12 protein-coding genes and 1 tRNA gene are annotated in these 13,960 nt (G+C 65.4%); 5 read left to right on the top strand and 8 right to left on the bottom strand.

Annotated elements, in window-relative coordinates; all coding sequences use genetic code 11:
• Positions 1-29: 29 nt before the first annotated feature.
• Positions 30-2,087: a putative bifunctional diguanylate cyclase/phosphodiesterase gene (locus ACM0PY_RS12320; protein ID WP_180884710.1), complete on the top strand. Its 2,058-nt coding sequence runs from the start codon at positions 30-32 to the stop codon at positions 2,085-2,087.
• 158 nt (positions 2,088-2,245) lie between these two features.
• Here the strand turns inward: ACM0PY_RS12320 and cyoD are convergent, their stop codons facing one another.
• The 4 genes from cyoD to cyoA are packed head-to-tail and all read right to left on the bottom strand — an operon-like array spanning position 2,246 to position 6,262.
• Complete coding sequence (cyoD, locus tag ACM0PY_RS12315; RefSeq protein WP_005415725.1) at positions 2,246-2,587, bottom strand: cytochrome o ubiquinol oxidase subunit IV; 342 nt, start codon at positions 2,585-2,587, stop codon at positions 2,246-2,248.
• Positions 2,587-3,225: a cytochrome o ubiquinol oxidase subunit III gene (cyoC, locus tag ACM0PY_RS12310; protein ID WP_005408583.1), complete on the bottom strand. Its 639-nt coding sequence runs from the start codon at positions 3,223-3,225 to the stop codon at positions 2,587-2,589. The genes cyoD and cyoC overlap by 1 nt, the downstream gene beginning before the upstream one ends.
• Entirely contained in the window at positions 3,222-5,219 is a 1,998-nt protein-coding gene (gene cyoB, locus ACM0PY_RS12305; protein ID WP_061479143.1) for a cytochrome o ubiquinol oxidase subunit I, read from the bottom strand. Before cyoB ends, cyoC begins: the two co-directional genes overlap by 4 nt.
• Positions 5,220-5,221: 2 nt before the next feature.
• Positions 5,222-6,262: a ubiquinol oxidase subunit II gene (gene cyoA, locus ACM0PY_RS12300; protein WP_005415723.1), complete on the bottom strand. Its 1,041-nt coding sequence runs from the start codon at positions 6,260-6,262 to the stop codon at positions 5,222-5,224.
• A gap of 353 nt (positions 6,263-6,615) precedes the next feature.
• Between cyoA and ACM0PY_RS12295 the strand changes: the two genes are divergently transcribed.
• Complete coding sequence (locus ACM0PY_RS12295) at positions 6,616-7,251, top strand: GyrI-like domain-containing protein (protein ID WP_111201638.1); 636 nt, start codon at positions 6,616-6,618, stop codon at positions 7,249-7,251.
• A gap of 20 nt (positions 7,252-7,271) precedes the next feature.
• Positions 7,272-7,604 (top strand): hypothetical protein, encoded by a 333-nt coding sequence (locus ACM0PY_RS12290; protein ID WP_111201639.1) that lies wholly within the window; start codon positions 7,272-7,274, stop codon positions 7,602-7,604.
• A 95-nt stretch (positions 7,605-7,699) separates the two neighbouring features.
• Here ACM0PY_RS12290 and ACM0PY_RS12285 read toward each other — a convergent pair.
• From ACM0PY_RS12285 to ACM0PY_RS12270, 4 genes are all read right to left on the bottom strand, one after another.
• Positions 7,700-7,775, bottom strand: a tRNA-Thr gene (locus ACM0PY_RS12285).
• A gap of 85 nt (positions 7,776-7,860) precedes the next feature.
• Positions 7,861-8,187: a hypothetical protein gene (locus ACM0PY_RS12280; RefSeq protein ID WP_111201640.1), complete on the bottom strand. Its 327-nt coding sequence runs from the start codon at positions 8,185-8,187 to the stop codon at positions 7,861-7,863.
• A 51-nt stretch (positions 8,188-8,238) separates the two neighbouring features.
• Positions 8,239-9,249, bottom strand: a complete 1,011-nt coding sequence (locus ACM0PY_RS12275; RefSeq protein ID WP_134972497.1) for a 2-hydroxyacid dehydrogenase — start codon at positions 9,247-9,249, stop codon at positions 8,239-8,241.
• Positions 9,250-9,346: 97 nt separating this feature from the next.
• The gene (locus ACM0PY_RS12270; protein ID WP_180884712.1) at positions 9,347-12,220 is read right to left on the bottom strand and encodes an autotransporter domain-containing protein; all 2,874 of its coding nucleotides are present in this window, start codon (positions 12,218-12,220) and stop codon (positions 9,347-9,349) included.
• Positions 12,221-12,456: 236 nt separating this feature from the next.
• Here ACM0PY_RS12270 and ACM0PY_RS12265 point away from each other — a divergent pair, with 236 nt between their 5' ends.
• Positions 12,457-12,984, top strand: a complete 528-nt coding sequence (locus tag ACM0PY_RS12265) for an RNA polymerase sigma factor (RefSeq protein WP_088496450.1) — start codon at positions 12,457-12,459, stop codon at positions 12,982-12,984.
• A complete protein-coding gene (locus tag ACM0PY_RS12260) occupies positions 12,981-13,949 on the top strand; it encodes a FecR family protein (protein ID WP_134972499.1) in 969 nt (322 codons plus the stop codon). The genes ACM0PY_RS12265 and ACM0PY_RS12260 overlap by 4 nt, the downstream gene beginning before the upstream one ends.
• Positions 13,950-13,960: the final 11 nt, after the last annotated feature.

Below are 13,960 nucleotides of genomic sequence, written 5' to 3'. Positions count from 1 at the left end.
CGCCCCCTTCCTCCCCCACTGGATTCAACATGACTGGCAGTTACAGTCAGAGCCTGGTCATCATCTCCCTGCTGGTGGCCATTCTTGCTTCGTACACGGCGCTGGACATGGCCGGGCGCCTGGCCACCGCCGAGGGGCGCGTGGCGCGCTGGTGGCTGGCCGGAGGCGCGGCGGCCATGGGCCTGGGCATCTGGTCCATGCACTTCATCGGCATGCTCGCCTTCGACCTGCCGATCCCGGTGGGCTATGACCTCAGCATCACCCTGTACTCGCTGGCGGTCTCGATCGGTGCCTCGGCCTATGCGCTGTGGCTGGTATCGCGCCCCAGCCTGCCGTGGCGCCGGCTGCTGGCCGGGGCCGTGCTGATGGGCCTGGGCATCGCTGCCATGCACTACCTGGGCATGGCAGCGATGCGCATGCAGCCCGGCATCGACTACCACCCGGGCTGGTTTGCCGCCTCCATCGCGGTGGCCATCGGTGCCGCTGGCGCCGCCCTGTGGATCGCCTTCCGCCTGCGCGCCGAGCAGCGCCACACCCTCCTCCTGCGCGCGCTCGCATCGCTGGTGATGGGCCTGGCCATCGTCGGCATGCATTACACCGGCATGGCCGCGGCACGCTTCCCGGAAGGCAGCCTCTGTGGCGCCGTCGGCAGTGGCGGCATCGACACGCGCTGGCTGGCGGTGCTGGTGATCGTCACCACCGTGGCCACGCTGGGCATCGCCCTGGTGGCCTCGCTGTTCGACCGGCAGATGCGCGTGCGCACCGGGCTGCTGGCCGATTCGCTGGCGCACGCCAACGACAAGCTGATCCAGGCGGCCCTGCACGACCCGTTGACCCAGCTGCCCAACCGCATGCTGCTGCAGGACCGCATCGAGCAGGCTATCGAGAAGGCGCGGCGCCGCAATCATGCGGTGGCGGTGATGTTCTGCGACCTGGATGGTTTCAAGGCGGTCAATGATGCCTATGGCCACCAGCTTGGCGACCGCCTGCTGGTGGCGGTGGCGCAGCGCATCGGCGGCCTGCTGCGCCCGCAGGACACGTTCGCCCGCCTCGGCGGCGACGAGTTCGTGATCGTGCTGGCCATCGATATTCCCGACGATGCGGTCGTGGTGGCCGAGCGCATCATTGCCGCCGCCGGTGAGCCGTTCACGCTGGATGCGGCCGAACTGCAGGTCAGCGCCAGCCTGGGCATCGCCCTGTACCCGGATGACGCCAGCAACGAGCGCGAGCTGATGGCGCACGCCGATGCGGCGATGTACCACACCAAGGAAACCGGGCGGAACGGCTATACCTTCTTCACCCCCTCGATGCAGCTCAGTGCCAATCGCCAGCTGCGCCTGCTGCAGGACCTGCGCAAGGCCATCGCCCGCAACGAACTGATCCTGCATTACCAGCCCAAATTTCCGGCCGCGGGCGCACCGGCCACCGGCGCCGAGGCGCTGCTGCGCTGGCAGCACCCGGAGCTGGGGCTGCTGGCGCCGGATGTGTTCATTCCGATCGCCGAACGCAGCGGCCTGATCCTGCCGATCGGTGACTGGGTACTGGACCAGGCCTGCGCGCAGCTGCGGGCATGGCACGATGCCGGGCATGCGGAATGGACAATGGCGGTGAACCTGTCGCCGCTGCAGTTCGCCTCGCCGGCACTGCTGGACAGCGTGCGCGAGGTGCTGGAGCGGCACCGGATCGAACCGGCACGGCTGACCCTGGAGATCACCGAGACCACGGCGATGAAGGACGTCGATGCCAGCCTGGCGATCCTCAGCGACCTGACCGCAATGGGCGTGCACATCGCCATCGATGATTTCGGTACCGGCTACTCCAGCCTGCTGTACCTCAAGCGGATGCCAGCCACCGAACTGAAGATCGACCGTGCGTTCGTGCACGACCTGGAGCGCAATGACGAGGACGCCGCCATCGTCTCGTCGATCATCGCGCTGGGCCGCACCCTGCAGCTGCAGGTGGTGGCCGAAGGCGTGGAGACCCAGGCGCAACGCGAGTACCTGAGCGAGCTCGGCTGCGACCAGCTGCAGGGCTACCATCTGGGCCGGCCGATGGAGGCCGAAGAGTTCCTGCGCCAGGTGGGGTGAGGCGCGCGGCTCCTCCACGCACGGGGTGGAACCACGGGTAGAGCCGGCCGCTGGCCGGCGTCCCGCAATTGCCGGCCAGCGGCCGGCACTACCGGACAACGGAAAACCAGAAAGGCCGCCCGAGGGCGGCCTTTCTGCGTGGCAACGTCGCGAGGACGTCAGTGCATCATGTGCACGTTCATGTTGTGCATGACCCACAGGGTGCCGATCACAATGATGCCGATCACCACGACGGTGAAGGCCGCAGCGTTGACGTTCCAGCGGCTTTCCGAAGAGCGGTCCAGGTGCAGGAAGAACACCAGGTGGACCAGCATCTGCAGCACCGCGGTGACCGCGATCACCACACCGTTGACGGTGCGCGAGAAATCGCCCGACATCACCATCCAGAACGGGATGACGGTCAGCACCACCGCCAGCACGAAGCCGATCAGGTACGACTTCACGCTGCCGTGGCTTTCGCCGCCGGTGCCGTGGTCGTGTGCATGGTTGTCATGTGCCATTACAGCGCTCCATTGAGGTAGACGACGGAGAACACGCCGATCCAGATCAGGTCCAGGAAGTGCCAGAACAGGCTCAGGCACGCCATGCGGGTCTTGTTGGTCGGGGTCAGGCCGTACTTCTTCAGCTGCACGAACATCACCAGCAGCCACAGCAGGCCGGCGCTGACGTGCAGGCCGTGGGTACCGACCAGGGCGAAGAACGCCGACAGGAAGGCACTGCGGTCCGGACCGTAGCCCTGATGGATCAGGTGCTGGAACTCCCACACTTCCATGCACATGAAGCCGAAGCCCAGCAGCCAGGTGATGCCCAGCCACAGGTACATCTGGCCCATCTGCTTGCGGTGCATGGCAATCATGCCCAGGCCGAAGGTCAGCGACGAGGTCAGCAGCAGCGCGGTTTCCCACGCCACGAACGGCAGCTCGAACAGGTCCTTCGCGGTGGGACCGCCATCGGTACCGCCTGCCAGCACCACGTAGGTGGCGAACAGCGAGGCGAAGATGAGGCAGTCGCTCATCAGGTACACCCAGAAACCGAAGACGGTGTTGCCGCCGGTATCGTGGTGCTCGTGGTCGTCATGGCCATGGGCCGCCGCATGCGCGGCGTGCCCGTGGCTCAGGGTCGAGGTATTGGTGCTCATGCCTTCAGCTCCGACTTCACCAGGCCCTGGGCTTCCAGGTGCTTGCGGTGTTCGTTCTCGATGCGTTCCACCTCGGCGGCCGGGACCCAGTAGTCCACGTCCTGGTCGAAGGTGCGGTAGATGAACGTGGCGATCATGCCGACGAAGCCGACGATGGCCAGCCACCAGATGTGCCAGATCATCGCGAAGCCGAACACCAGGCTGAAGGCACCGATGACAACGCCCGTGCCGGTGTTGCGCGGCATGTGGATGTCGGTGTACTTGGCCGGCTTCGGCCAGGCTTCACCCCGCTGCTTGCGCTCCCAGAAATCGTCCAGCTCGGTGACTTCCGGCAGCGTCGCGAAGTTGTAGAAGGCCGGCGGCGAGGAGGTTTCCCACTCCAGCGTACGGGCATCCCACGGGTCGCCAGTCAGGTCGACGGTCTTCTTGCGGTCGCGGATCGACACGGCCACCTGGATGATCTGGCACAGGATGCCGGCGCCGACGATGAACGCGCCGCAGGCAGCAACCAGCAGCAGCGGCTCGTAGGCCGGGTTCACGGTGCTCTGCAGGCGACGGGTCATGCCCATGAAGCCCAGCACGTACATCGGCATGAAGGTCACGTAGAAGCCGATGAACCAGCACCAGAACGCGCACTTGCCCCAGAACTCATTGAGGCGGAAGCCGAACATCTTCGGCCACCAGTAGGTGATGCCGGCGAACATGCCGAACACCACGCCGCCGATGATGACGTTGTGGAAGTGGGCGATCAGGAACAGGCTGTTGTGCAGCACGAAGTCGATGGCCGGAATCGCCAGCATCACGCCGGTCATGCCGCCGATGACGAAGGTGACCATGAAGCCGATGGTCCACAGCACCGGGGTGGTGAAGTGCACGCGGCCACGGAACATGGTGAACAGCCAGTTGAAGATCTTCACGCCGGTCGGGATCGAGATGATCATCGTCGTGATGCCGAAGAAGGCATTGACGTTGGCACCCGAACCCATGGTGAAGAAGTGGTGCAGCCACACGATGAACGACAGCACGCCGATGCAGGCGGTGGCGTAGACCATGCCCTTGTAGCCGAACAGCGCCTTGCGCGAGAAGGTCGCGATGACTTCGGAGAACACACCGAACGCCGGCAGGACCAGGATGTACACCTCCGGGTGACCCCAGATCCAGATCAGGTTGATGTACAGCATGGCGTTGCCGCCACCGTCATTGGTGAAGAAGTGCGTACCCAGGTAACGGTCCAGGGTCAGCAGCACCAGGGTGATGGTCAGCACCGGGAACGCGGCCACGATCAGCACGTTGGTCACCAGGGCGGTCCAGGTGAACACCGGCATCTGCATCAGCTTCATGCTCGGGGTGCGCATCTTGAGGATGGTGATGAAGAAGTTGATACCACTGAGCGTGGTGCCCAAACCCGCCACCTGTAGACCCCAGATGTAATAGTCCATGCCGACGCTTGGACTGTATTCGATGCCCGACAACGGCGGGAACGCCAGCCAGCCGGTGGCAGCGAACTCACCGATCCACAGCGACAGCATGATCAGCACCGCACCGGACACGAACAGCCAGAAGCTGAGCGAGTTGACGAACGGGAACGCAACGTCGCGCGCACCGATCTGCAGCGGCACGGCCAGGTTCATCAGGCCGGTGATCAGCGGCATCGCCACGAAGAAGATCATGATCACGCCGTGGGCGGTGAAGATCTGGTCGTAGTGGTGCGGCGGCAGGTAACCCTCGGAACCACCGACGGCGATGGCCTGCTGGGTACGCATCATGATGGCGTCGGAGAAACCGCGCAGCAGCATGACGAAGGCGACGATGAGGTACATCACGCCGATCTTCTTGTGATCCACCGAAGTGAACCACTCCTTCCACAGATAGCCCCACAGCTTGAACTTGGTGATCAGGGCGACGACGCCCAGGCCACCAAGAACCGCGCCGACCAGGGTGGTCAGCACGATCGGATCGTGGGGGATCGACTCAAGAGAGAGTTTTCCCAACATGTTCATTCTCCCGAACCCGCGTGGCCGGCATGGCCTGCGTGTTCGTGTTCGGTGGCATCCAGGTTTTCACCCGATTCCTTGGAATCATGCGCGTCACTCGGGGCGTGGCCCTCGTGCGCTTCATGGGTGGCGGCATCGGCAGCGGCGGCACCAGCATGCGAGTGCTTCATGCCGTAATGCTTGTTGTCGCCCATGTGCTTGGCGATGACCCAGTCGAACAGGCCTTCTTCGGTCTTGCCGAAGTAAGTGACCGGATACCACTCGGCGTTGCGTGCTTCACCCAGGGCCTTGAACGAGGCCTTGTCCAGGGTCTGCTCGCCGGCGCGGACCTGGTCCAGCCACTGGCGGTACTCGGCATCGGTGACCGAGTAGGCGGTGAAGTGCATCTTGGCGAAGCCCGCGCCGCTGTAGTGCGAGGACATGCCCGGGAATTCACCGGTCTCGTTGGCGATCAGGTGGAGCTTGGTCTCCATCGCAGCCATCGAGTAGATCATGCTGCCCAGGTGCGGGATGAAGAATGCATTCATCACCGAATCGGACGTGATCTTGAAGTTCAGCGGCGTGTTGACCGGGAACTTGATTTCGTTGACGACCGCCACCTTCTCTTCCGGATAGATGAACAGCCATTTCCAGTCCAGCGAGATCGCCTCGATGGTGACCGGCTTGACGTCCGAATCCAGAGGACGATACGGGTCCAGTGCGTGCGACGAACGCCAGGTCAGGACCGCCAGCACCAGCACGATCATGCAGGGAATGGACCACACCACCACCTCGATCGCCGTCGAGTGGGACCACTTCGGCTCGTAACGGGCCTTGGTGTTGGAGGCGCGATACTTCCACGCGAACGTCAGGGTCATGATGATGACCGGGATGACGACCAGCAGCATGAGCACGGTGGCCGTGATCAGCAGGGTCTTCTCATCCTGGCCGATCTGGCCCTTCGGACTGAGGATGGCCACGGCATCGCAGCCGGTGAGCATCACCAGCAACGACAGCAGCAGGCCCGGGCGCAACCAGCGCCCAAGGGTTTTCAACGGAATCATCGGTCGATCCAATTGCGAGGGAATGCCGTTCCCCGTCCCTGCCTGTTCCGGCCAAAGCCGGTCCCACCGGTCCGGAAGACAGGCAGGGAGGTGGGGTCGAGTCAGCCTTTCAATTTTAGGCCGTCACCCACCATTTAAGAAAGGCATTGACAATGATCGAGCGCAGGAAAGGCCCGATTCTGGCTGCGACACGTTGTCGCACCGCGCACGCGCGGCGGGCAGGACGCCCGCGGGCGGCATCCTGGCATCAGGTGCTGGCCGGCAGTCCGCCCTCGTTCGGCAAAGTCACCTGAACCTGTTCAGGCGTGCTGGCGGGTGCCTGGCGTGGGATGCTCGGCGCAGGAGGAAGGCCCGTGGACAAGATCGACTTCAAGAAGCGCGACCGGGCGTTCTATCAACCGCCCGCCGGCAGGTTCGTACGCGTGGATGTACCGCCCATTCCCTACGTGATGGTCGATGGTCGCGGCGACCCGAACACGGCCCCCGCCTACCTGCAGGCCGTGCAGTGGCTGTATTCGGTGAGCTATGCACTGAAGTTCGCGCTGAAGGCCGAAGGGCGCGACTACGTGGTGCCACCGCTGGAGGCGCTTTGGAGTGCCGAGGACCCGGCCAGCTTCGTCGCACGGCGCAAGGATGAGTGGGCCTGGACCGTAATGATCCGCACGCCTGAGGGCATCGGCCCCGCACTGTGGCAGGCCGCGATCGGCAAGGCGCGCACGAAGCTGCGGGACGCGCCGCCCAGCCTTCGCCATCAGATCCTTGCCGAGGGCCCCAGCCTGCAGACCTTGCATGTAGGCGCCTACGACGACGAAGGCCCCATCCTGGCGCAGCTGCATGACGAAGTGATGCCCGCACTGGGATACACCTTTGCCGGGTCCCATCATGAGATCTACCTCAGCGACCCACGCAGGACCGAGGCGGCGCGGTTGAAGACCGTGCTGCGGCAGCCGGTGCGGCCGATCGGGCCTGATGAGGATTCCCGCAGATGACACAAGGCACAAGGAATGCCATGCGCCTGATCAGCCGACTGCTGCACTGGACCACCGTGCCCGCCGGGCGCCGCCTGATGGCCGTGCTGGGTGCTGCACTGGTAATCGTGCTGGCCTGCAATCCGGATCTGCTGCCGTTGCTGCCGGTGGTGGATGCGCTGGGGCTGGACGTGCTGATGCTGTTGCTGGGTGCGCAGGTGGTGGCGGTACTGCCTTGGGTGCGGGAGCGGGCCGCGCGCGGGATCAGAGTGCTTGCACGCCTGATGATCGGTGCATTGGCGGGAGCTGCAGGTGGTTATCTCCGGCAGCTGGCGTGGTGGCTGGCGAAGGATGCAGGGATGACGAGGCGTTGATGAAGGCTTGCAGCCTTCAGTGAGGTGGCCATCCAAGGATCACCGGCGGGCGCAAACAAAAAGCCCCAACCAAGGCCGGGGCTTTTCATTGCAACTGGTGCCGGAAACAGGAGTCGAACCTGCGACCTACGCATTACGAATGCGCCGCTCTACCAACTGAGCTATTCCGGCCTAGCTGGGCATTGTAGGACTACAAGCAACATGCGGTCAATGGCCGCGCATCTACCCTCTTCATGGGCCAACAAGCCGCTACCAGCTACTGATAGTGGCTTTCACGGATGACCTTGGAACATCGCTGGTCGAGATCAACATGAAATGACTTCAGTCCACCTTCTGGCAGCAGAACCCTGTCATGGACGTGCTGGACCGAGAAGCCAATATCTGCGGTGCCGGAAGACTCCTCCGCAATCCGATACATCTCCCGTTTCCATCCCCTCGTCTCTTGAACGTAAGTCTCGATTGTTGTCACGCATCGTTCTAGCCCTTCCCACCCCTTCTCGCCTCGGGACTCCTCCGCTGCACAGCCGCCCGCCATCAGCAATGGAAACAGCAGCCCAACTTTCAAGGTGACTAAGCGTTTCATCTGCGCCCCTCAATGATAGGTATGAAAACGCACACCCCTCATGACTTCCAATCATCTCAGCGATGTCTCCACCCGGTTCGCACACACCCGCCCCTCGGCGAAATCCCGCAGGTTCCCCAGCGTGATTGCCGATATCTCCTGCAGCGCCTCTACGGTGAAGAAGCCCTGGTGGCCGGTCACCAGCACGTTGGGGAAGGTCATCAGGCGCTGGAAGGCCTCGTCGTCGATGATCTCGCCGGACAGGTCCTGGAAGAACAGCGCGCTTTCCTGCTCGTAGACGTCGATGGCCAGATGACCCAGCCGCCGTGACTTCAGCGCGCGGATCACCGCATGGGTATCGACCAGCCCGCCGCGCGAGGTGTTGACCAGCATCGCGCCGGTCTTCATCCGCGCAAGCGAGGCGTCGTTGATCAGATGCTGGGTATCGGGTGTCAGCGGGCAATGCAGCGACACGATATCGGCGCGCGCCAGCAGTTCATCCAGCCCAACCATGTCGCCCACGCCGGCGAAGGCCGGCGATGGATACGGGTCATGCCCCAGCACGGTGCAGCCCATGCCGTGGAAGATGCGCGCGGTGGCCAGGCCGATCTTGCCGGTGCCGACGATGCCGACCGTGCGCCCATGCAGAGTGCGGCCGAGCAGGCCATCGAGCATGAAGTTGCCCTCGCGCACGCGATTGTAGGCGCGATGGGTCTGCCGGTTGAGCGTCATCACCAGCGCCAGCGCGTGCTCGGCCACGGCCTCGGGCGAATAGGCAGGAACACGGGCCACGAAAAGATCCAGCGCTTTCGCGGCGACGAGATCCACGTTGTTGAAACCCGCGCAGCGCAGCAGCACGGCGCGCACGCCCAACGCATGCAGGGCGTGCAGAACCGGCGCGTCCAGGCGGTCGTTGACGAACACGCATACCGCGGCGCAGTCCTGTGCCAACGCAGCGGTATGCACGTCCAGCGCGGCATCGAAGTACACGAATGCAAAGCCCTGCCCGGCCGCATCGCGCTGGTTGGCCTCGTCGAGGAAGCGACGATCGTAGGGGCGGGCACTGAAAACGGCGATCTGCATGGACAGGCCTGGCTGGAATTCCCTGCCGACCATACCGCAGCACCTGCCCTGATGGGATGGTCCCGGCGATACGGATATCGCCGGGACCGAATGCCCCTTAGAACCGGTAGCCCAGGCCCAGCATCACGCCGTTCTGGATCTGCCCGTCGCGGCGCTCACCCACGTAGTCGGCCATGATCGACAGGCGCTCGCTGGCGCGACTGGTCACGCCGACGTTCCAGGCCAGCACCTGCTCGCCCACGGCCTGGCTGCTGGCACCAAACAGCAGGTCCGGGGCCGCAGCAAAGCCGGTGCTGTAGCGCGCCTGCGAATCGCCCAGCTCCTTCTGCCAGACCACGCGCGCGCGCGGGGTGATGCGCTCGCCGTTGTTGCCTTCGAAGGTCTTGAACAGCTGCAGGCCGGCACCCACACGAATGCTCTCCAGGCTGCCACTGCGGCCGACCAGCGCACCGGCGCCCTGCCCTTCATTGAAACGGGTGGCCGAGGTCCGTGCGTAGTCCACCACCGGCAGCAGCGGCTGGATCACCAGTCCCTTGCCGGCGGTGAAGGAGAACGCATGCTCCACCCGCGCCGAGATCGCGTCGTTGCTGTATCTGGCGCGCAGAGGCTGCTGCAGCCCATCAATGCCGCCGACACCGCGGCGGGTGTCATGCCGCAGGTCGGTGTAGCGCACGGCCGCCGACAGGTAGCCACGCGAATAGGTCGCATCCAGATAGCCGCCCACATCCAGCGCGCGTACGTCGCCACTGAAACCGGAGCCATCGCTGGCCTTGGTCGACATGTCCGCCGCGGCCACGCTGACCCCCAGCGTGACACGGTCATCGGCCACGCGGGTGTCGGCACCGACCACGATGCCACCGATGTTGTGGCTCAGGCCGGCCACGCCGCCGTCGGCATCGATGCGGCCATGGCTGGCGAAACCGCGTGCCCACAGGCCATGGCCGCGCCCCGCCACCCGGCTGTCGCCAGCAGCCTCGCCCGCCGGCTCGACCAGATGCATGGCCAGCTGATTGAACAGGCTGCCATGGCGCATGCCCGGCTGCGCTGAGACCGACTGCGCCGCCTGCGAAGCCAACCCGTCTGCATCGCCGCCACTGCGCATCGCTGCCTGGTGCTGCTGCACGACGTTGCCGATGCTGCCGATCAGTGCATTGTCGGCCAGGCGCAGGCTGGCGTGCGCGTCACCGCGCAGGGCGCCAGCCTGCTGTGCGATCACATCACGGTCAGCGAACTGCAGCGCGCCGAGCAACGACTTCAGGCCGCTGTCCTGCCGGTCCGATGCAGCGGCCAGCGCGCGCCCCAGGCCGTCGCCGGAGGTGCCGTTGGTGAACAGTCCCAGTTGGTCGAAGCCTGGATTGGCGGTCAACCACAGGCCATCGGCGGTCTGGTTGACGTTGAAGCTGAGCAGCGAATTGTGGCGCGGGCGGAACACTTCACCGGCCGTGATGCTGGCGCTGTAATCGGCATCGCCCAGCCGCACGGCATCCTGGAAGCCCCCCTGGTAGATCGGTCCTTCCACCAGGTCGCGACGGTAGGTGCCGGCATAGAAGCCCTGGGCGACGTTCAACGCCAGGTGTGCGCCCTGCGCGATCACCAGCGCGCCCTCCTCGGAGCCGCCATCGTAGAAGCTGCCCACGCGCAGGCGGCCACTGCCGGTACCACCGGTTTCGGTAACGTCGAACAGCACCTGCCCGCCGGGCATGATGTTGACGTAGCCGTGGGTCACCAGATCACCACCACGCGGCATCAGCGTGCCGAACACGCGCAGGCGGTTGAAGCCGTCTTCGCGGTAGGACGGGCCGGTGCCATCCAGCAACGCATCGCTGTCGGTGCCGACCGATGCGATATCACCGTGGCCGACCACGATGCTGCCCGGCATCACCCGCAGTTCGGGAGTGCGCAGCGCACCACCCTCCAGTGCGATGGTGCCGTTGTCCACCAGAATGAAATCGGCGCCGGTGGTTTCGGCGGTGCGCCAGGTGGCGCCGTTGCTGACACGGATCACGCCCGCCGAACTGCCCAGGGTGGACGCATCCAGATCGGCCAGCCGCAACTGGCCGCGCAGCTCTTCCTGGAGGTCGGGATCGGCGAGCAGCTGTTGCAGCGACTGCGTGCCGATGCCGTTCGGCCCCCGCGTGGAGACGTTGTACAGGCTCACCGCGTAGTTGATGTAGGTGCTGGCCCAGTCGGTGTTCCAGCGCGCGAAATCGTCGTCGACGAAGGCCTGCAGCTGGCGCGCGGTGCGCAGGTAGCCCGGGTTGATGTCGCCGCTGACGTTGCTGGTGACACGGAGGGTGTCGCCCGGATCGCGATAGCCTGCCGTGTTGATGATGTTGTTGCCGCGGATGTCCTGGCCCGGGAACGACTCCAGCTTGCTGCCGCTGCCATCCGGATCGAAGGTGACCGACGTACCCGTGGTGCGCGCCGGGTCGCGGAATACCAGCAGGCCATTGGGTTGAACCACTTCATACATCGCCTTGTGCAACAGGCCCGCATCCATGCCGCCGCCGTAGTTGCCTGTGTAGATCTGGGTCATGCGCGCTGACGGCGCATAGGTGATCTTGCCGCCACTGCTCGCGGCATGGATCTGCACCGAGTCGACCAGTGGTAGATCGCCGCCGAGGTAACGGTTGACGCCACCGGACTGCATGATCGAGCAGGACGAGATGCAGTGGCCGGACACGATGGTGTCCAGGCCCTGGGTGCGGATCACCGCCTGCAGCCACTCGCCGGCGATCAGCGCGCCACCATTGGATGTGCGCAGCACGACCTCGCGGATCGGACGGCCTTCAGCCTGTGCCTTGGCCAGCAGCGCGGGCAGCGCCACCACGTCGGCGACGGTCACGCCGCCGCTGAGGAAGACGCGATCGTCCCGCACGTGATAATTCATTGCCATGACGTCATCAACCCCCGCCATGGCGGTGATGCCCATCAGCCCGGCCAGGGCCAGGCTCAACTTCGAATGCTTCATGTGTTCTCTCTCCACCCGCAACACACGGGTCAGGAGTTCAACGTCCGGGCGGCGCAAACTCCCCCAGCGCACCAGCCCCCGAAACATGAATGCATTCACAATGGAATCAGGGGCCATGCACACTCTTCCCCATCCGGTCATCGTCGCGTAAAACTCGAAGACGCACCCGCCACCGACGCCCGAGGCCAGCCCTGTCCGCCCCCTCTCCTCTGATCCATCGCGCGCCGGACCTGTCCGTGCCGGCGGACGCGTTCATTGCGTTCGTACGGGAAGAGCGCGCGCCGTTGTGCGCTTTCCTGCGCACGCGCGGCGTTGGGCCGGAGGATGCCGAGGACATCGCGCAGGACTGCATGGAGCGGCTGATCCGCTATCGCGCGCACAGTGCCGACGAGCTGCGGTTGCTGCTGTATCGTATCGCCCGCAACCGCCTGGCAGACCGCGGCCGCTCGTCGCAGTCGCGGCCACACCTGTCCCTCGCCGAACACGATGGCGGCGACGAGCCCTCCAGCACGTCGCCCGATCCATTGCGCCAGGCCGAGTCCGGGCAGATGCTGTCCCTGCTGCGGCAGGCCCTGTTCAAGCTGCCCGAGCGCGCGCGCGAGGTGTACCTGCTCAACCGGATCACCGGCATGAGCTATACGCAGATCGCGCGGCACTGTGGAATCACCGCCAAGACCGTGGAAAAACATATCGCCCGCGCCCTGCAGGGCCTGCGCCAGGAACTCGGATCGGATCCGCTGCACAACGACAGGGACAACGGATGAGTCACGCCAGACCCAGGGAAGACACCCTGCTGTTTGAACGCGCCAGCGCCTGGGTGGCGCGGCTGGAGGCTCCGGACTGCACGCCGGGCGAGCGAGAGAGGTTCGAGGACTGGCTGGCCGAGGACCCGGCCCATGTCAGCGCCTGGATCCAGGCCGAGACCCTGTTCCAGCGAGGCGAAGAACTGGCCGCCGACCCGTGGCTGCGCACCGCCGCAGCACGTGCGGCACGGCCGGCGCAGCGTCGCTGGCTGCCGGCAGTGGCCGCCGCCGCAGGCGTCTGCCTGGCCATCGGGATCGGCTGGATGGTCGCCATCGACGGCAACCCCACACCGCTGCGCTATGCCAACGATTCCCACCAGCCCCGGCAGCAGACGCTGGCCGATGGCAGCGTGGCCACGCTGGATGCGGGCACCACGCTGCACGCCCGATTCGGTTGGCGCCATCGCAACCTGGTGCTGGAACGTGGCCGCCTGCAGCTGCAGGTCGCACCGTCGAGCAAGGCGCTGCAGCTGCGCGCCGGCGACAGCACCATCCGCGACATCGGCACCACCTTCCAGGTGGAGCGCCTGAACGACGGCCTGGTCGAAGTCGCACTGCTGGAAGGTGCGGTGGAAGTCAGCAATGGCGGGACCCAGCACACCCTGGCACCCGGCCAGCAGCTGCAGGTGCTGCCCTCGGGCCGCTTCCAGCCCGGCCCGGCGCTGTCGTCCAATGCCGCTGCCGAAGGCTGGCTGCAAGGGCAGCTGGTGTTCGATGCCACGCCGCTGTCGATCGTGGTCGAGCGCATGAACCGCTACGGTCGCACGCCGCTGGTGATCGCCGATCCCGAGATCGCCAGCCTGGCCGTGAGTGGCACCTTCCGTGCCGGCGATGCGCAGGAACTGCTGTCGGCGCTGGAACTGGGCTGGTCGGTGGCTGGCCAGGCGCGACCGGATGGCGCGCTGGAACTGCGCCGCACGTACTGAGGAGGCCTGCA

Source organism: Stenotrophomonas sp. BR163, assembly GCF_047520985.2.
GTDB classification, from domain to species: Bacteria; Pseudomonadota; Gammaproteobacteria; order Xanthomonadales; family Xanthomonadaceae; genus Stenotrophomonas; species Stenotrophomonas sepilia.
The sequence above is the reverse complement of the archived record's forward strand: the minus strand, read 5'-3'. Positions and strand labels throughout refer to the sequence as shown.